Origin of the sequence: Rhizobium sp. AC27/96 (assembly GCF_001692325.1) — a bacterium.
In the GTDB taxonomy this organism is placed as follows: Bacteria; Pseudomonadota; Alphaproteobacteria; order Rhizobiales; family Rhizobiaceae; genus Rhizobium.
In genome coordinates, this window is sequence record NZ_LXKN01000026.1 from 28,550 (window position 1) to 47,475 (window position 18,926).

At 60.3% G+C, this 18,926-nt stretch carries 17 protein-coding genes; 10 read left to right on the forward strand and 7 right to left on the reverse strand.

Annotation, left to right across the window (positions count from 1 at the left end):
* Nucleotides 1–13: 13 nt before the first annotated feature.
* The 5 genes from A6U86_RS20770 to A6U86_RS20790 are packed head-to-tail and all read left to right on the forward strand — an operon-like array spanning nucleotide 14 to nucleotide 5,594.
* Nucleotides 14–610 carry a hypothetical protein gene (locus A6U86_RS20770; protein ID WP_068394867.1) on the forward strand — a complete coding sequence of 199 codons (597 nt, stop codon included), beginning with the start codon at nucleotides 14–16 and terminating at the stop codon, nucleotides 608–610.
* 5 nt (nucleotides 611–615) lie between these two features.
* A complete protein-coding gene (locus A6U86_RS20775) occupies nucleotides 616–1,197 on the forward strand; it encodes a hypothetical protein (RefSeq protein ID WP_068394868.1) in 582 nt (193 codons plus the stop codon).
* A 38-nt stretch (nucleotides 1,198–1,235) separates the two neighbouring features.
* Nucleotides 1,236–1,937: a hypothetical protein gene (locus A6U86_RS20780; protein ID WP_068394869.1), complete on the forward strand. Its 702-nt coding sequence runs from the start codon at nucleotides 1,236–1,238 to the stop codon at nucleotides 1,935–1,937.
* Between the two features lie 9 nt (nucleotides 1,938–1,946).
* Nucleotides 1,947–4,946: a hypothetical protein gene (locus A6U86_RS20785; RefSeq protein WP_068394870.1), complete on the forward strand. Its 3,000-nt coding sequence runs from the start codon at nucleotides 1,947–1,949 to the stop codon at nucleotides 4,944–4,946.
* Nucleotides 4,947–4,961: 15 nt separating this feature from the next.
* Entirely contained in the window at nucleotides 4,962–5,594 is a 633-nt protein-coding gene (locus A6U86_RS20790) for a tail fiber protein (RefSeq protein ID WP_083196925.1), read from the forward strand.
* Between the two features lie 26 nt (nucleotides 5,595–5,620).
* Here the strand turns inward: A6U86_RS20790 and A6U86_RS20795 are convergent, their stop codons facing one another.
* Nucleotides 5,621–6,292 carry a Crp/Fnr family transcriptional regulator gene (locus A6U86_RS20795; RefSeq protein WP_158008771.1) on the reverse strand — a complete coding sequence of 224 codons (672 nt, stop codon included), beginning with the start codon at nucleotides 6,290–6,292 and terminating at the stop codon, nucleotides 5,621–5,623.
* Nucleotides 6,293–6,914: 622 nt separating this feature from the next.
* On the opposite strand from A6U86_RS20795, the gene A6U86_RS20805 reads away from it, so the two are divergent.
* Nucleotides 6,915–7,916 carry a hypothetical protein gene (locus tag A6U86_RS20805; protein WP_068394873.1) on the forward strand — a complete coding sequence of 334 codons (1,002 nt, stop codon included), beginning with the start codon at nucleotides 6,915–6,917 and terminating at the stop codon, nucleotides 7,914–7,916.
* A gap of 99 nt (nucleotides 7,917–8,015) precedes the next feature.
* Here the strand turns inward: A6U86_RS20805 and guaD are convergent, their stop codons facing one another.
* The 6 genes from guaD to A6U86_RS20835 form a co-directional block, all read right to left on the reverse strand.
* Nucleotides 8,016–9,374, reverse strand: coding sequence for a guanine deaminase (gene guaD, locus A6U86_RS20810; RefSeq protein WP_068394874.1), 1,359 nt, complete (start codon nucleotides 9,372–9,374; stop codon nucleotides 8,016–8,018).
* 14 nt (nucleotides 9,375–9,388) lie between these two features.
* Nucleotides 9,389–10,246, reverse strand: coding sequence for an aromatic ring-hydroxylating dioxygenase subunit alpha (locus tag A6U86_RS20815; RefSeq protein WP_068394875.1), 858 nt, complete (start codon nucleotides 10,244–10,246; stop codon nucleotides 9,389–9,391).
* 33 nt (nucleotides 10,247–10,279) lie between these two features.
* Complete coding sequence (locus tag A6U86_RS20820) at nucleotides 10,280–11,215, reverse strand: ABC transporter permease (RefSeq protein ID WP_068394897.1); 936 nt, start codon at nucleotides 11,213–11,215, stop codon at nucleotides 10,280–10,282.
* Nucleotides 11,216–11,228: 13 nt separating this feature from the next.
* Nucleotides 11,229–12,272: an ABC transporter permease gene (locus tag A6U86_RS20825; RefSeq protein WP_068394876.1), complete on the reverse strand. Its 1,044-nt coding sequence runs from the start codon at nucleotides 12,270–12,272 to the stop codon at nucleotides 11,229–11,231.
* 1 nt (nucleotide 12,273) lies between these two features.
* Nucleotides 12,274–13,848, reverse strand: a complete 1,575-nt coding sequence (locus A6U86_RS20830; protein WP_068394898.1) for an ABC transporter ATP-binding protein — start codon at nucleotides 13,846–13,848, stop codon at nucleotides 12,274–12,276.
* A gap of 74 nt (nucleotides 13,849–13,922) precedes the next feature.
* Nucleotides 13,923–15,044 (reverse strand): BMP family ABC transporter substrate-binding protein, encoded by a 1,122-nt coding sequence (locus A6U86_RS20835; RefSeq protein WP_068394877.1) that lies wholly within the window; start codon nucleotides 15,042–15,044, stop codon nucleotides 13,923–13,925.
* A 249-nt stretch (nucleotides 15,045–15,293) separates the two neighbouring features.
* Here A6U86_RS20835 and A6U86_RS20840 point away from each other — a divergent pair, with 249 nt between their 5' ends.
* From A6U86_RS20840 to A6U86_RS20855, 4 genes are read left to right on the forward strand one after another with little or no spacing between them, the layout of a single operon-like run.
* The gene (locus tag A6U86_RS20840) at nucleotides 15,294–15,530 is read left to right on the forward strand and encodes a hypothetical protein (RefSeq protein ID WP_244510029.1); all 237 of its coding nucleotides are present in this window, start codon (nucleotides 15,294–15,296) and stop codon (nucleotides 15,528–15,530) included.
* A complete protein-coding gene (locus A6U86_RS20845; protein ID WP_068394878.1) occupies nucleotides 15,527–16,177 on the forward strand; it encodes a Rieske (2Fe-2S) protein in 651 nt (216 codons plus the stop codon). Before A6U86_RS20840 ends, A6U86_RS20845 begins: the two co-directional genes overlap by 4 nt.
* Nucleotides 16,177–16,809, forward strand: coding sequence for a glutathione S-transferase family protein (locus A6U86_RS20850; RefSeq protein WP_068394879.1), 633 nt, complete (start codon nucleotides 16,177–16,179; stop codon nucleotides 16,807–16,809). The genes A6U86_RS20845 and A6U86_RS20850 overlap by 1 nt, the downstream gene beginning before the upstream one ends.
* An 18-nt stretch (nucleotides 16,810–16,827) precedes the next feature.
* Entirely contained in the window at nucleotides 16,828–18,627 is a 1,800-nt protein-coding gene (locus tag A6U86_RS20855) for an adenine deaminase (protein ID WP_068394900.1), read from the forward strand.
* Nucleotides 18,628–18,926: the final 299 nt, after the last annotated feature.

Genomic DNA, 18,926 nt, shown 5'->3' on the forward strand with positions numbered 1-18,926 from the left:
GGACAGTATAGCCATGAAAACGGAAACCAGCTTGAGGCTCACCGGTGCAAAATCCGCTTTGACCTCGACGGCTCAAGAGAGCAGCACGCCTCAAACACCCTCTGCCTCGGTGCAGGGCACTGACGGTGCGGTGAGTGTCAATGCAGGAGTTGCGGCTGGCAGCAATGCCCAGAGTTCCACCGCGCAGGCTACGATCGTCAAGAGCTGGACCTCGGGCGGCGTTGCCGGGACAGGCAGGGACAGGGTCTCCATCGAGGCGACCTATCCGGCCACCAAGAATACCAAGACCGGCGCGATAAGCCTTGGCGCAGACAGCTTCAAGCTGACGGTGACCGATCTGAACACGGGCGTCAGCTCGACCATCAATCCCTATCTCTTTTCCAACACCGAGTGGACCGAAATTCCCTTACCCGCCGACGCCGGCGATGCCGAGAAGTTCGAGGTGAGGGGCAACGTGAAGATCGATGTCCAAACGTCGGGCAAGATGATGCGGGTGCGGTTCCATGTGAACACGGCAAGCCAGCTTTCGGATATCGGTTATATTTTCGTGCTGGATATTCCGGAGAACACGAAATTCACCGACGTTTCGCAAAGCGAACCGTCGTCGTAGCCGCCATGCAAACCTGGTTGACGTACGAGAATGTCTCTCTCAATCCGCATGTCAGCCGCGTGGGTATCTTCTGGGATGTCTCCGGGATGCTACCGGGCACCATGCCGGTTCTGTGGGCGGCGATCGAACGGTGCCGTTACGGCTGGCATCATCCCCTCCATGTCAGCTGGGAGCCGGCATTCCTGATCCGCGACAGCTACGGGAATGAATGCCCGCTCCAGCCTGGCCGAGACAATTGCGACACCGGAACCCGGATAGAGGGTCCGCACGGATATGGATTGAAATCGGGGCTTCTCTTGAGTCAAAGCACGCCGCGTCCCGATTTGTCGCTTTGCATCTGCCGGGACAATCGGCCGATCGCGGAATTGCCGCTCGATCGCGTTGGGGCATGGGCCGTGTTCATGCCGGATCGCCTGAAATTCCAGATCGATTGCCGCGCCGCATTGCGCGGCCGGATCACTGATGCCTGCGGAACCGCTTTTGCTCTGAGCGGGCTGCAGGCCCTGACAGTTCAGCTTCGTGGAGGAGCGCCCGGACCGCGGGCTACGCCTCTCACCTTCGTCTCATATCGTGCGGAACCGGCCTGATCCGATCCGCTGTTGAAAAGGATAGAAAGGATTGTGCAATGCCCAATAGCTATTTCGTCTACACCATCGTGTTTTCCCGTACCCCGCAGAACGCCACCCGGTTTATCGGCTTCCAGAAGCGGGCCAAGGGATATTTCTTCTCCGGCAAAGGAGGCGCGATCGTTCCCAATGGTCAACCTTTGAAAGGCGCGGCAAAGTTTGCCTTGCCGGGCGGAGGCTTCGAAGGTGCCGATAACACCTGGGACGACAACGACGCTGTTTTTGCCCAATGCCAGAAGGAATTCACCGAGGAATGTGGGCGGCAGATCAGCTTCGTCACGCATGATGATGTCGTCAGCGGAGTCGTCGAAGACGATGACGAGGTGATCAATGCGGTCGCCTATTTGCAGCGCTGGGGTGTGAATATGGGCCGCATCAAGGGCTATGCGGCGATGTACATCCAAGTAGCGGATAACCAGCTTCAGCTGGTCGCTGATTACATCGGCGTCTGCTTCAATCAACGTGATCAGGCAGTCCAGAAAATTACGAAGCAGGAATGGGGAGCCGGCGATTACGGGAAGATAGCGCAAGCATTTCCATTGGCTCCGATGGATGACGAAGTGAATTTGGTGGATCCGCCGATACGCCAGATTGCGCAGGGTGGCTTTAACAACGATCCGCTGATCGAGGCTCTATCCAAAGATCCCGATACCGATTGGTTCGCCCAGATCATCAAGGGTCTTGAAACCATCGGTGCTTGAGGGATCTCCATGACCGGCCACACCGAGATTCAGGAATGGCGCGATATCCCGCATAAGAACCAGAACGAAGAAATCGTGATCCGGTTTCGCGTTTCCTATGAGGATGCGGGGCGCCGCTCTGTGTTGAATGTCGCGGCCGAGATTTTTCGCGCGGTTTTGCCGCTCGAGATATATGTCGTCGAAGGCTTGCGCTTCGAGCAGGAAACTCCGTTCCGCGTCGCCTTCACGGGTGGGCGCAAGGTGCACGGCTGGCTGCGCTGGCGAACCGGGCTGGATGTGCAATATTCGCAGCAGATCATGGGCCGGGTGGAAATCGAGGAGACCGACGACGTCGATTACTGGAACTATATCGGTTTCATGATCTGCTTTGGCAGCACGCGCCCGGTGCCGCCAATTCCGCCCGTTCCACCGCCGGATGATGATCCGCCGGTGCCGGGACCCCTGCCCATTCCGGATCCGGCTGATGGCATGGCGATCGCCGATGCGCATCTGGAGGCGGGAGAGCTCTTCCCCTTTGTCTATATCAAGCCATGGCCGAAGCTGGCGAGCGACGTTGCCGGCCAACGCTTCATGGCGGTGCCCGCAGCGACAGCCACAAGCGCCTTCTATACGAAATTGAAGGGTGCCGATCCCGCCGCCAAGCGTGAGGCCGCTGTCGCCTTCATCGATGACACGATATCGCCGGCAACCGGCCAAACTCCAGGCGAGCCGTTCGTGACGCCGACGCAGCCGCTACCGCAACCCTATGCCGGCTTTCGTCATTTTCCCCGCCAGCTGAGGAAAGACTGCACCTACGTTTTGCTCGATAGCTGGGTAATCGAAAGCTTCGGGGGGTGGGAAAACCTGGCCACGGAACTGCAGTCGGCCGATGCCCAGGCGGCGCTTGTCAATATATGGAATTCGGCGATCGCGCTGATGATCACGCTGGGCTATGACCATGCGTGGCTTTCCGATCTGATCCGGCTGCTGCAGGTCACGCATCTGGTCAACTGGGTATTGGCCTTTCAGGCTGCACATCCGAAGCTTGGCGAAGATCCCGCGCCAGTGCCGCCTGACGCAGCGCTTTCTCGCGCACTCAGCGCGGTGATGATCCTGCCCGATGATATTTTCCCGGTCGATCCGCCTCCGGCGCCTGCCGATCCGCCTGCGGTGCAGCCTTACGCCGTCGGCGCCATCCGCACTGTGCACTACCGGCCTGGCCGCTATGTGCTCGGAGATATAGAGCGCATCGAATCCGTGATCGCGGGAGAAACCCGGCAGGACGTCCATCGCAACTTGCGCCGGACGGACACGGCCGAAGACGACCAGAGCGTCAGCGACAGCACCAGCAATTTCGGGAGGGATACCACGACCGCCGACCTGATCAATCAGGTCCAGAAGACCTTGTCGGACCGCGTTTCCACGACGACAATCGACAATTATCAAACCGATTATGGCCAGCCGAACACCAATTCCATGAAGGTCACCGGAAATTGGTGGGTTCAGGATCAACCGGCCGGCGGTTACCTCAAGGATATTTCGAAATTTGCCCGTGATGTCATCGATCGGTCGGTGAAGGCCCTTCGCCGGGAATCGATGCTGCGCCGGAGTAGCCGCATATTCGAGGAACTGGAAATCACGCAGACGCGGACCCTGTCGAACGCCGGCAACAACGGCAATCATCAGGCGGTGTTTCGCTGGGTGAACCGGGTATACCAGCTTCAGACCCGTGCCAGCCAGGACAGGCTGGTGTTCGAGATGTTCGTCGATCGTCCAGGCGCAAATCTGGCCGAGGCGGTTTCGCAATATCACGATCTCAGGCTTGTCGCGCCGCTGTCCCCGACCGCCATGGGTATAACCTCCTATGCCAACCTGTCGCCGGAGCCGGTCAAACCTGGTGGGACGCCGGCGTCTGTCTATTATCTCGATGCTTTCCAGGCCTATGGGATTGCTCCGGATGGGCCGCCGCCGCCGGCTCTTCGCGTCATCAGTTGCGGCTTCAAATCGCGAAATCCGTTGTCGGATGCGGAAATGGACGTGCCTGAGGGCTATACACCTGTTCTGGCGACCGCGAGTATCAGCAGCTTTATCGCCAATCCAACCGTGCAGGTGACGATGAGCGGCGTAATCCTGACGGCGGATCAGACCGGCACGATTTCAACCTTCAAGGGATATCTCACGGCAAGCCCGGCGCAATATGCCGACCGGCTGCGGGCATCGATCCTCTGTAGCGTGCCGCCGAAGACATCGTCTGCGGCCGAAGCAACCGCCGGCGCGGGAAGCGGTTCGGGGGAGAGCGCGGCACCTGCGCCCGATACGTCGCCGGCGGAGGGGGCAGCCGAATTCAACAATTATTATGCAGCCAGCATAGAGGTTCAATGCGCCCGGAGTGCGGCAACGCTCGCCAACTGGCAGATGGCGACCTATCAGAAGATCCAGGCCGCCTATCAGGCTTCGTCAACAAGCTATCAGACTGCCCTGGCGGAGCAGCAAAAGGCACTGGAGACTGCCAATCCGACGCTTCTGACGCAGATCGTGCAGGAGCAGATCGTTCAGGCTGCCATCGCGCTCTTTGCCGGCGCGACGCTTGCCAAATCGCCAGATACGGCGGCTTCGATCAATTTCGAACCGCGCTATTTCCAGTTCCTGCGCAACATATTCGACTGGGATGGGATGGCGGTGGAGCTGGTCCAGGATCCCGGCGCGGACCCGTATCTGAGCGAGGGGCAAAGCGCGTTGATCTCGCTGTTTTCGCCAAGCCGCTATCTGCGAGACCTGCTTCGCGCCAAGCGCGCCAATCTCCTGCTCTCCGTCAAGCCGGAGGCGGCAAGAATGGCTTTGCTAGCATTTCGCACAGGCCAGATCTGGCCCTGCGCCGAAGACCTGACCCCATGCATGGCCGTGGATATGAGCGCGGTCGATCTTCTTTTGGAACAGCCGGACGAAGCCGGCAAAACCATCCAGGACAATTGGTCGATCACTGTTCCCACTGCTATGGTCGCACTGTCTACCGACAATCCCTTCACATGATCGCAGGAGTGCCGAATGCTGCCGCCTTTGTTTATTCCGCCAGTCTTCCCCGGAAATTTTCCCGGGCAGGAACCACGCCATCAATTCTTCCCGCATCCGCAGTCGGGCGTTCAGGACGGCATTCCCGTTGGCGCGATCATTATCTTTCCCGGCGAAGTCCTGCAGCAGACGCAAACCCTGACCTCGGCCATGACGGATCTGCGTTACATGCCCTGGATGATCTGCGACGGCTCCAGCCTTTTGAAGACCGAGTATCCGGAACTCTATCGCGTGATCGGTGAGCTTTACGGGGCCGATGGAAGCGACAAGTTCAAATTGCCTGACTACCAGGGTTATTTTCTACGCGGCGTGGATTTGAAGAAGTCCGTGGACAAGGACAACCGCACTCCACCCCCTGGTCCGGCCGTCAATCCGCGCGGCGTTGGCTCGACCCAGATGGATGCGCTACAGGATCATACGCACAATCTGAAAATGACCGCTCAATCCGTTACGCTGGGAGAAGGACCGCCGCTCAATCTCGAAGCGGCTCCACCCGTGCCGCCATCGTCACAAACCGGCACCATCTATCACCAGGGGGACGTGCGCGTCAGCGAAACGGAAACCCGCGCCGTCAACATCGCGGTGAACTGGCTGATCAAGACGAAATAGGACGATGCGATCCCGAATCGCTACCGCTATTCGCTGAGCAAGGCATTCGGCTGGAGGATCGTCAGCTTCTGCCGGCCGGCCTCGAGAATCCCGTTTCGCTTCAAGGCGGAAATGGAGCGGCTGACCTCTTCGCGGCTGGCACCGATGGATCCGGCGATTTCCGCATGGGTTGGAAATTTTTCCAGCTGCCCGTTCGGCTTGAATACGCCCTTTTCCAGCGCCACCCGGGCCAGATAGGCTTTCAGGCGCTTATCCACGCTTTGGCTGGTCAGCTGATAGCTATGCCTTGTCAGCCTGCGGATCCGCTCCGCCATATCAATCATGATCCGCTGCCGCACCAGCGGTATCGTTTCGAGCAGATCGAGGAATGCCTGCTTTTTCATGATGATCAGGCAGGAGTCGGTTTTTGAATAGACCGAAAGGGAACGGTTGCCGCCGTCGATGGCCGAGAGCTCTCCGAAATAGTCAAGAGCGTTGAGCCTCGTGAAGATCAGTTCCCTGCCATCCTGATCGAGATAGAGCGCCAGCAGCAAGCCGGAACGCAGGAAATAGACATCGCCGCTCGTATCGTCCTGGTTGAAGACGATCTGTCCCGGCGCATAGAAGCGGGTCCGCAAATCACGGGCGTCGAATGTCAGGCTCTCTCGCGCTACATCGGCGAACAGGGGGCAACTGAGGAGTTGACCAATATCAGTCACGTGTCGTTCCACACTCGTCCGGGTCATTTATTTGCTGCGAGACGCTCAATGAAAAAGTCCGCTATCAACGATCGACATTTTGTTGACACGAAAAATCTCGCTTCACCGGGCGTTTCGGCGGCTTAAGGTGGCCTCGGATCCAATTTTAAAATTGCATATTGAAAAATACAAATCCCATTTCGAAAATCATGCTCGAGCCAATTGGCACGCTCCATCATCTCATATTCTTTGAGCGGACGTTATAGGGCAGATATCCCCGGCGAAGAAAATTTTCTTTCGCTTGCAGGTCCTGCGCGAAGCCGGTGGACGAGTTTTGATCGCGCCACCAGCTAGCTACTTCGAATTGCGTGGAGATGATGCGAGACGCCTCAGGCTCCCTTCCGTGCCTCTCGTTTAGAGCGGCCATCTGCTTCGCTGCCATCTGGAAAAAATGCGGGCCGCAAAGAATTTAGTTACCCACGCAAAGGCAAGCCAAGACTGAAAAAGCTAGTGTCTATTCGTTGGCGATGGCCAGAGGTCTCAACATACTTGGAGGTCATATTCATGAGGATGCCCGAAAACACCAGGCTCAATGTCATCGATGGCTTCGTCGCGGCGAACCAATCCGGCGGAGGTTACTGACATGACCGTTCCAACCCAGCCGCCGCAATCTCTTGACGTAGAGTTGCCACTGACGACGCTATTCAATGACTACAGTGTGCAGCTGAAGATAGGTGAGCACACTGTCCCGGTCAGCCTCGATCTCAGCGGCGGACCGAAGGAGATTCAGAGCGACCCCATGCCGGTTGGCTCCTTTGACGGCGTGCCAGTCATGGCACAGATCAGCTTTCAGTATGACTATAAGGTGGATAGTGACGAACTGACCATTCACGGAAACGACGACCAGACGGAGGATCAACTCCGCATCACCATATTCCTGCAGGATGCGCCCAGGCAGCTATCCGAACAGCGCATCGAATTCCGCGCAACGCCGAACAATGTCGGCAGCAATAGTCCCGTCACCAAGGTGTGGGCCGATTACGTCGGGACGCATACGGCGTTCCATGCACGTCTGATGGATACGGCCCGGCGCTGCAATGAAACACTGGTAGACGCAGCCATAAGGGCCGGCATCGGTAGCGTCGTTGAGATCGGCACTGCACCGACCGTCACCCTTGATAATCTCGACGACTTCAAGCGCATGTTCGGCAGGCCGATAGAGGCCGAGGCTTCAGTCGACAGGGCTTCGGAGGTCGCCGAGCTTCAGGACATCCTGCGATCCACCTATGTTGGAACCGTCACCTGGGCAGGAAATACCGATTTCGCCAATGTCATTGGCAGCACGCTGGACCCGAAAGTCACTGGATATACCTCGTGGATCGGCCTGTGGCAGGGTAAATGCAATAATGGAAATGCGCCCACATATTGCACGTCCCGCAACTGGTTCAGCAGTCAGCCTCAGCGTCAATGCAGCGGCGTTTTTGTCGGGGGGCACGTGATCCCCGGGACACAGGCTTCCCAGATGGAGAAGGGTGATCCCGTTTATATCTATCCGATATGTTCGGGCCACAACGGGGTCAATAGTTCATATATGCACGTCCTCTACAACGCTAGGGGCGTCAAATTGAACTACTGGGAAACATGATATTGGTCTGCAACAGAAGCCTCCGCCAACGGCGGAGGCTTTGAGGCGTGCAGGAGAGCTTCATCGCGTGAGGCGAGCTTAACACCCCCTGGAAACCAGTCAGGCGCCGCGGCCGCCGACCCAGGTGGCCGCGATATTCGGCCGCGAGGCGGTGTAGATGATCTTCTGCAATATGCCTTCGCCTTCGTCCCGATCCTCGAAAAGCCGCACCGTGCCCTTCGCATTGGCGGTGTCTATAACGATGGCGTCGAATTGATAGCCGGGTACAAATTGTCCGATCGGTAAGTTGAGCGCCGCACCGCCGCCGGCTGTTGCGATGTGAAAGGCGTCACGGAAGTCGATCTGCGCCCGCCCGAATGTCGAGCGCGTTTCTGCCGGTACGTTCGGATCGACACCGCTTTGCAGCATCCTCGAGGCGAGGATCGCGCCACGGGCATTCTCCAGCATCGAGGCGCTCGGCCCGCCTGATATATCCGTGCCGAGGCCGACATGCAGGCCTTTCTCCAGTGCCGCGCGCAGCGGAAAGACCGCATTGGCGAAATAGGCGTTCGAAAGCGGGCAATGGGCGACAGCCGCCTCACGCGCCTTGATCACATCCATATCCCGAGCGGTCAGGAAGTTTGCATGGGCGAGCACCGTGCCGCGACGGAGCAGGCCGAAGCGATCGAGGCTCCCCGCATCCGTCATGCCGTGGCGGGTAAGCACATAGCCATGCTCCCAATCGCTTTCCGAACAATGGGTCTGGACATGGCAGCCGCATTCCCGGGCAATCGCGCCGAGCCCTTCGAGGGTGGCATCCGTGCAGGAGGGAATGAAGCGCGGCGTGACCACAGGCAGGACGCGGCCTTCGCCATTATCAGCATGACCGCGCACATAGTCGATGAGGGCGCGGGTGCCGTCCAACGCGTCCTCGACCGAGGCATCCCGATAGTAGTCCGGGCATTCCTGCGGGTTGTCCATCGCCACCTTGCCGATGAGGGCGCGCTGGCCCTTTTCGAGGCAGATATCGACCAGTGCCCGCGTCGCTTCCTGATGGATGGTGGCGAAATAGAGCGCGGTCGTCGTGCCGTTAGCGAGGAGGTCGTCGACCAGCAGACCATAGACATGGCGCGCGAAGGCTGCATCCTGATAGCGCGCCTCCAGCGGAAACGTATGTTTCTGCAGCCAGACTTCCAGCGGCACGTCGAGCGCATCGCCAAGCTGCGGATATTGCGGCGCGTGCACATGCAGGTCGACGAACCCCGGCAGAAGATAGGAGCCGGCGGGAAGCGTCACCAATTCGCCTGTGGCGTCGCGGGCATCGCGAATGGTGCGGTAATTGGGGTCGCCATGGCGATGGATCGCCTTGATCGTACCGGCCGCATCGATCTCGATCAGCACGTCATCCAGACTGTCGATCTTGCCGCGCACCGGCGAATGAAAGCCCGATGCGCTCAGGGTCTTGCCACGCAAATCCATTGCTGTTCTCTGTTTCAGGCAGCCATGATGGTGGTGCCGTAGGTAATGCCTTTTTCCTTCAGCCAACGCCGATAGGCAATCGAGGTGGCGTCCGCGCGAGTGGGGATTTCCGCCCGCGGCTCCAGCGGTAGCAGTACCGGGCGCTGGTTTTCAAGGATGATGCGGTCCTGCAGGAAGATGAGCTGCTGGAAATGCACCAGCTCAGTCGTCGTCGAGACGTCGTCGATCAGGAACATCACGGGATGGGCACGGCAACGATCCGGGTCGAGCGGCTGCACGAAGAGGCAGATAACGTCCCAGCGATTGGCGGCATTCGGACAGGTCTTGTAGAGCAGCGTCGCGAAAGGCGTCATCACTCGATAGATATAGTCCGTCATGATGCCTTCGCTGGCCGAAAGTGCGGCCTGCGGTTGGAAGAACTGGCAATTGGTCGCCCAGACCTCGTCGACATCGCGGCGGATTTCGACATTGTACTGCGCCACTTCGGTATGTGGCTCTGCGCCAAGAATATCGGTGTGGACGAAGGGGAAATGCGCGAGATCAAGGAAATTCTCCACGATCCGGAGCCCGGAGGCGCGCACAGCCACGGTGCCACAATTGACGACGCGGCGATCCGGCTCATCGGCTTCGGGCAGTTCGAACAGTCCACCGGCCGGCGTGCCGAGCGTCGTCCAGACGAGGCCGAAGCGATGGAGTAGCGGCAATGGCTCGCTGCGCCCATCGGCCCTCACGACGATGGTGCCATCCCTTGATCGCTCTACGGTAAGATCGGTGCCGAGAAGACGATTGGCGGAGCTTCCGAACGGAATCTCGGTTTCCGTTTCCAGCGCATACCATTGATCAAGGGCTGCCTTGTCCAAACACTGGCTCATGCGGAACTCCTTTGTCTTGTCCGGCGATCCACCTTAGCGGACATCGCGATAATAGGGCAGTCCGATGGCGGCAGGCGCCGCCATGATGCGGCGCATGCGCTGCCATGCCAGCACTGGCACGATGATGAAGGCCATCGTGCCGAGATAGGGCAGCATCGACAGGAAAGCGGGCGCGATCGGCCAGCCGCGCGCCTGGCCGACAAAGCCGATCGCGGTGATGAGGCCGAACAGCAACCCGGACAGCACGGCCGCGATTGGCCGGTAGCCGGCAAAGATCACCAATGCGACTGCGATCCAGCCGCGGCCGGCGACCACACCATCCGACCAGGACGGCACGAAGGCGAGCGTCAGGTAGGCGCCTGCGCCGGCGGCAAGGGCTGAGCCAGCCGTGACATAGGCGCAGCGGATAAGACTGACCGAAACGCCGGCCGCGTCCGCCGCTGCCGGGTTTTCGCCGACGGCGCGCAGATTGAGGCCGTGGCGGGTGCGGAACATGATGTAGCTCAGTATGACCGGCAGGATGATATAGATCAGATAGACGAGGATATTCTGCGAGAAGAAGGCCTTGCCGAGGATCGGAAGATCGCTGAGGAGCGGGATTTCGATGCCGGAAAAAGTGGCGCGCGCCGGCATGCCGGAATAGGCGCGGCCGATGCTGGAGGCGATGCCATTGCCCATCAAGGTCAGTGCCAGGCCGCACAACACCTGATTGGCGCGCAGGAGAACGGTGGCTGCGGCAAAGATCGCGCCGAAGAACGCCCCAACGAGCAAGGCTGCGAGGAAACCGAGCGTCGGCTCGGGATAGATTGTGGTTGCGGCAATGCCAGTCAGTGCGCCCATCGCCATCAGCCCTTCGACGCCGAGATTGACGACGCCGACCCGTTCGGCCAACACCTCGCCGAGTGCGGCAAGCGCCAGAACGCCGCCGGCGAGAAAGGCTGTCGTCAGGAGGCCGGTGAGAAGATCCATGGTCTTGTCCTTATCAGGCCTTGTCGCGGGCGATGTGATAATGAGCGAGCTCATCGCCGATCGCCGTCAGGAACAGGATGAGCCCGGTGATCGCGAGCACGGCCGATGTCGTCAGTCCCTGGGTTTGCAGGATGATGCCGGAGTTCAGGATGAAGGCCATTAGCGCCGCCGAAAAGATGGCGCCGATGGCGGAGTTGCGTGCCAGCACCGCCACCATGATGCCGAGATAGCCGTAATTGTTGGAAATGCCGCCTTGCAGGCGGTGCACCGTGCCGGCGATCTCCAGCATGCCGGCAAGCCCTGCTATGGCGCCGGACAGAAGCATGACGGTGATCAGATGGCGGCGCGCCGGTATGCCGGCATAGCGAGCCGCAGCCGGATTGGAGCCGACGAGGCGCACTTCATAGCCCCAACGGGAGAAGGCCAGCAGGCCGGCGACGATGATGGCGGCAAGAAGGGCAACGGGAAGACCCCAATGGATCGAGCCCCAGAGCTCGGGTATCTCGGCCGACAACCGCGCTGTCGCCGAATTCGCCGTTCGGTCGCGCCAGGCGCTGGTCGAGACGTAGAACACCAGAAGCACGGCGACGAAATTGAGCAGCAGCGTGGTGATCAGCTCGTTGACGCCGGCATAAGCGCGCGCCAGCGTCGGGACGAGGATCCACACAGCGCCGCCGAGAAGACCGGCAAGAAACATCAGCGGCAGGATCACGACGGGCGGGCCAGGCACGAAGAGGCCGACCACGGCAGCACCGAAGGCACCGGCATAGAATTGCCCCTCAGCGCCGATATTCCAGACGCCGATCTGCTGGCCGACAGCGACGGACAGTCCTGTGAGGATGAGCGGAACCAGCAGCACACCAAGATCCTGAAGGCCGAAACTGGAGCCGAGGCTTGAGCTTACCACCTCGGAGGCCAGTTCGAGTGGATTGGCGCCGGTGGCAGCAAGAACCAGACCGGCAAACACAAGTGCCAGCAGGATAGCCAGGATGCGAGCAGCAAATGCCTTGCTGGGCGAGGCGGAAGGCAATCGGTGAAGACGAAAGGATGCGCTCATATCAGGCAACCTCGCGCTTAAGGGCGCGTCCGCCCATCAATAGGCCGATCTGGTCGATATCGGTCCTGTCATTGTCGACTATTCCCATGATCTTGCCTTCGTAGAGCACGGCGATGCGGTCGGAGAGATTGAGGAGTTCTTCCAGCTCTTCCGAGATCAGCACGATCCCCGCGCCGGCATCGCGCAGCTCGACGATATAACGCAGCATGGTGTTGATGGCGCCGACATCGAGGCCGCGGCTTGGATAGGCGGCGATCAGGACCTTGCTGGCGATCCGCATCTCACGCCGGGCGACAAGGCGCTGCTGGTTGCCGCCGGACAGATTGCGGATCGGCATGTTGAAATCCGGAATGGTCACCTCCGCCGCCGTGGCGATCTCCCTGGCAAGTGCGGCTGCGGCTCCAGGGCGGTAGGCACCGCCCGCTGAGATCGATGGCGTCTTGTATTCGCGCATCACGGCATTGATGGTGATGCTGAGCGCCGGAGCAAGGCCGCTATGCAGCCGGTCTTCCGGTATATGGCCGATGCCGTTGTCCGCGAATGCAGCTGCATTGCTGTGCTCGATCGGAAGCTCGTCGATAAGGATGCGCCCGCCGCTGATCTGCCGCATGCCTGACAGCACCTGGCTCAGCTCGCGCTGACCGTTTCCAGCCACGCCGGCAATGCCGAGGATTTCGCCGGCATGAACCGCAAGCGAGATATCATGCAGCGCCTCGGCGCCGGTGTCGTTCTTTGCCGACACGCTTCCAAGGCTCAGCACCGGCTTCGCGGAAATCGGCGCGGCGCCGGTGGAACGCTGGCGCATGTCGGCGAGCACGATATCGCGGCCGACCATCAGCTTGGCGAGCATGCGGGCGTTGCAATCGGCGGTCCTTTCGGTGGCAATCTTGCGCCCACCGCGCAGGATGCTGACACGGTCGGAAATCTCGAGCACCTCGTCGAGCTTGTGACTGATGAAGATGACGGCATTGCCGCGCGAGACGAAGTCGCGCAGTGCCCTGAAAAGCTCGCGGGCCTCTGCCGGTGTCAGTACGGCTGTGGGCTCGTCGAGAATGAGGACGCGTGCCTGGCGCGCGAGCACCCGCAGGATCTCGACACGCTGCTGCTCACCCGTCGAAAGATCGCTGATGCGGGCGCCGGGGCGGGTCTGAAGATTGAATTTTTCGGCAAGCGTGGCCGTACGCGCTTCCAGCACCTGTGCGGAGGCACGCCGCGGCGTCTCGGACCAGCCGAGATGAATGTTTTCGGCGACCGTGAAGGCCTGCACCAGCTTGAAGTGCTGGTGCACCATGCCGATGCCGGCGGCGATCGCCTGAAGCGGCGTCGCAAATTGCCTGGCGTAGCCATCGATGATGATCTCGCCGGCATCCGGCTGGTAGATGCCGGTGAGGATATTCATCAAGGTCGATTTGCCGGCGCCGTTTTCGCCCAGCAATGCATGGATCTCGCCGGGCAGAACCTCGAGATCCACATTCTCGTTGGCGATGACGCCCGGAAAATACTTGGCGATGCCCTTGAGCTGGACCAATGGCGGCGTGCCGGGAGGCGCTAGGAAGGGTGTCGCTGTTTCGGTCATCAAATACATACCAGAGAGTCATGGGATGGGCCTCGGCCGAGAGCCGGCCGAGGCATGGTTTCATGAGCGGTCGCTCAGGCGCTGAGCCCGGTAACGCCTTCGACGGACCAGTCCCAGCCATAGAGGTCATTGTCGGTCATCGCCTGGCCGGCGGCGACGCGAACCTTGCCGGTCGAATCCTTGATTTCACCGGCAAAGGGCGACCAGCCGCCGATGATCTTGTCGCGCACCGCATCGGCGGCGGCAGCCACATCGGCTGGAACCTTTTCGCCCCATTTGTCTCTGTCGACGCCGGCGCCCATGGCGAAGAGCGCGTTGCTCGGCGCCCATGTGCCGGCGAGGCGCTTGCCGACCTGATCGACATAGTACTTGCTAAAATCGATGAGGACGGACGAGACGTAGGAGTTCGGGCCGTAGCGGCGGATGTCGGTGTTCCACATGGCAGCCCAGACGCCGCGCTTTTCGGCGACCTGCAAATAGCCGGCTTCGTCCATGATGCCGAAGAGGAAATCGCAGCCATTGTCGATCAGCGCTGTGCCGGCCTGCGTTGCCGCCTGCGGATCGAACCAGGAATTGATGGCGATGGTCTGCAGCGTCGCATTCGGATTGACCGAACGCGCGCCCATCAGAAAGGCGTTGGTCGAAGCAAAGACGGAGGCGACCGGGAAGGAGGCGACATAGCCGAGCTTGCCGGACTTCGACAGGTGGCCCGCTGCGACACCGATGACGTAGGTCGGATACCAATGGGCCAGATAGTACCAGCCGAGATTATCCATATCGACGCGGCCATCACATTCGAGGAAGGCGACATCGGGAGCCTGCTTGACGACAGCGTGCAGGAAGTCGCCGTTCGAGGAGGTGTCGAAAATGATGTTGGCGCCTTCGCTGACGAACTGGCGATAGGTGCGCGTCGCATCGGCTGAATAGGGGATATTCTCGACCTCGAGAACCTTCTTCAGCTTCGGATAGGCAGCTTTCACGGCGAGCAGGCCCTGATGGTGTGCCCAGGTCCAGCCCTCGTCGGAGATCGGACCGACATGCCCGAAGCCGACGACGGCATCCTCTTCCTTGATCGCCGGAAAGGAGGCTGCGGCGTAGGCGCGGCTGGCAAGGCCTGCCGGCAGCATCAACGACGCCGCACCGGCGGCGCTCATATTTAGAAATCCGCGACGGGACAGCGAACGCAAATCAATCATGGAACCCCTCTTTTGATTAGGTGCGCCAACAGCGCCCGAGGGTAATCGACGCAACAATTATGCCAGTTGCCGCGCCGGGATCGGTCTGACGCCCGTCGGTTGATATCGGTTGCTGTCGCAAAGCCTCTTGAATTTCAAAAGCCAGCATTGCTAGAATGCCTAAAAGTGAAGCATGGTTATTTTTTATGCAGACTGGATATTTTTGATGCGCGGGCTGGCCATGAATAGAACGAGCGGAATGGCTGCGACATGATCGAGGCCGCTCGTTTTGTCTTTCGCGGGCAAATGGTGTGCGACAGTTTCGTCGAGTTTGCTCGGCACCGTGCGCGCCGGCTGGATCTGCATATCGAGTTCGGAGCCTGTGACGCGCGATCCGCGACGCTTGCCGTCAAAGGCCAGAACGATCTTGTCGACGCCTTCGAGATGGCGTGCAGCCTCGGCCCCTATGATTGCGTTATCCTCGATATCGAGCGGAGTAGCTTATGAAACTGGAAGCAGGATGGGTGCCGGTCGCGCTTTCGGCGTCGATCGAGGCGGGAACCTCGGCTGGCGCCGTGGTTGATGGCAGCGAGATCGTCGTCTGGCGCGACAATAGCGGCAAGGCGCATGTCTGGGAGGATCGCTGTCCGCATCGCGGCATGCGCATGAGCTTCGGCTTCGTTCGCGGCGATCACATCGCCTGCCTCTATCACGGCTGGCAGTACGATACCGCCGGGCAATGTCGTTATATTCCCGCGCATCCGAGCCTCGAAGTGCCGCAGACCATCAAGGTGCCGACCTATGCGTCCGAAGAGAAATACGGGATCGTCTGGGCGACGGCGGCAGCGGAAGCCTCCGCGCCTGAAATCGACGGTTTAACCGAGGTAACCCCGGTGCGCAGCCTCTACATCGATCGCAGCGCGGACGACGTCGCTGCCGCGTTGCGAGAGAGCGGTGTCACCGATGTCGGCCTGCTCCAGGTGGGCGACGATCGTCTGCTGGTGGCGCTGCAAAGCATCTCGCAGAACAAGGCAGCGCTACACATCGTCATTGCCGGGGCGCCCGCCGTGCATGCCGGCGCCAAGCAGAAGCACTATGCTGTTTGGGCCGAAAGGCTTCGTTTCGATCTCGAACAGAAAGCGGAGGTCGCCTGATGGCCGGCATTACGCTTTACAATTACGAGATGGATGAGGGCAGCTATCGCGTCCGCCTGCTACTTTCCATGCTGAAGCTCGATCATACGACCGTCGCCGTCGATATGTTTCCGGGCCGCGAGGAGACGAAGCCGGCTATGCTCGCGCTCAATCCGGCGGGAACGATGCCTGTCCTCAGCGACAACGACCTCGTGCTGCATGGTGCCGAGGCTATCCTTGCCTATCTCGCCAAGGCCCACGATCCAGCCGGTCTCTGGCTACCTAAGGATGCGTCTGCCTTCGGCGCGACGATGACGTGGCTGCATTTTTCCGCGACAGCACTGGCGCCCGCCGTGGCGGCGCGACTGAAATCCCTGTTCGATACGCCCGGCGATGAAAGAGCCCTTCATGCCGGTGCGCGCAAGGCTTTCCGCCTCATGGACGACCATATGACGCTGCGTCAGTTCGATGGCTGCGAATGGTTCGTCGGCGATGGCCCGACGCTTGCCGATCTGACGTTGTTTCCGTCTTTCGCGCTCAGCCGTGACTATGGTATCGATCACGACGACTATCCGGCGCTCCGCCGTTGGGTGCGGCGCTTCCGGATGATCGATGGGTTCCGCACCATGCCGGGCATACCCGACTATCACTGATTTCGAATGGGGGATTCGATGACGCTCACACGCTTTTCCGTCAAGCCGCTCTCGACCATGACGCGCACGCTCGCCGATGTTGCCTCGGCACGCCGCGAGCCGGATCTGGTGATCAAGGGCGCGCGCGTGCTGTCGACCTATTCGGAGCGGATTCTGCCCGACAAGGAAGTCTGGGTTTCGGGCGGCCGTATCGCCGCCGTGAAGCCGGCGGGCAGTTATAGGGGCGGCGGTGCCAAACTCTATGACGCCAGGGGAGGGATCATTGCGCCCGGCCTCGTCGACCCGCACATCCATATCGAATCGAGCATGGTGACGGCTTGCGCCTATGCCGAGGCCGCTCTCCTCAACGGGACGACGACCATCTTCTGCGACAGCCACGAGATCGGCAATGTCATGGATGTCGCCGGCGTCGAGGCCATGCTGGAGGATGCGCGCCATGCGCCGCTGTCGATCTTCCTGACGGTGCCGAGCACGGTGCCGGCAACCTCGCCGCAGCTCGAGACGGCCGGTGGCGATCTGACGCCGCAGAAGATCGCCGATCTCTTCGACAAATGGCCGGAAGCCCTCGCACTCGGCGAAAAGATGGATTTCGTGCAGGTGGCGATGGGCGATGAGCGCAGTCACGCGATCCTGGCCGCTGCGCTGGAGCGTGGGCGGCCGGTCTCTGGCCATGTCTACGGTCGTGAATTCGTTGCCGCCTATGCGGCATCCGGCGTCACCGATACGCACGAGGCCATCGACCGCGAGATCGCCGATGACCTCTTGGAGGCCGGCATCTGGCTGTTCCTGCGCGGCGGTCCGCCGACGACACCCTGGCACAGCCTGCCGCACGCCATCAAGACCATCACCGAGCTCGGCGCTTCGCACAAGCGCATCGCCGTCTGCACCGACGACCGCGATGCCGAAGACCTTCTGCTCTTCGGGCTCGACTGGGTGACGCGCGAAGCCGTCAAGGCCGGCATGACGCCGGAGCAGGCCTGGGCCATGGGTTCGCTTCACGGTGCGACCCGCTTCGGCATGGAAAACGAGATCGGTGGTCTCGGCGGCGGTCGCCGCGCCGATCTGGTGCTGCTGACCGACGACCTGAAGCCGGTCAGCACCTGGTATGGCGGCGAGCTGGTGGTCGAAGACCGCAAGGTCACCCCCGTCCTCGATGCCGCGCTGTCCAGTCCCTATCGTTATCCGGAAGCTGCTTATCATACCGTGAAATTGCCGAAGGCGCTGAAACTGACGCCGGAGCTGCCGACCGGAACGGTGATCGCCCACACTATCAAGACCGAGCTGCCGGGTATCATTCTTGGGCATGTCACGGTCGAACTTGAGCCGGCAAATGATTGGCAGACGCATTTCGACCGACATGGCCTCTGCTTCGTGACTGTGGTCGAGCGCCACGGCAAGTCTTCGGGCAACATCGCCTATGGTCTTCTGAACAACTTCAATTTGAAGAAGGGCGCGGTTGCCTCTTCCGTCGGCCATGACAGCCACAACATCATCATCGCCGGCACCAACGAGGCAGATATGAAGGTCGCGCTCGATGCGATCGAGGCCGTACAAGGCGGCGTCTGCGTGGTCATGGATGGCAAGGTGACGGCCATGGTGCCGCTGCCGATCGCCGGACTTCTCTCCGACAAGCGCGTGCATGAGGTGGCGGAAGAGGTGAAGGCTTTGAAGGTCGAATGGGAAAAGGCCGGCTGCACCATCGCCTATATGGGCTTCAACCTCATCCCGCTCTCCGTCATTCCGGAAATCCGCATCACCGACAAGGGTCTCGTGCTCGTGCCGGAGATGACGATCGCGCCATTGTTCGAGGAAATTTAGAGAAAACCGTCAGCTCCGCGTGCCGCAATTCATGCCCATAACTGTCTTGGCGCTCCCGGTCGAAAGGCCGGGGTTTCTTGCGCGGCTGGAGATGCAGGCCAACAATCGAGCGCCCATTCCATAAGCCGAAAATACAGGACCAAAGGGTGTATTCCTGTAAAATCAATCCAAGCGGTTGCAATCCATCTTCAAATCAATATTTTCCGCTGGGAGAGTGGCCTCAGATGCAGGCATCGGAATAGGCGATAGGATCTTCCCATCAGTCCAATGAAATCCCCATTCATTGCTCGGCCAAGGCT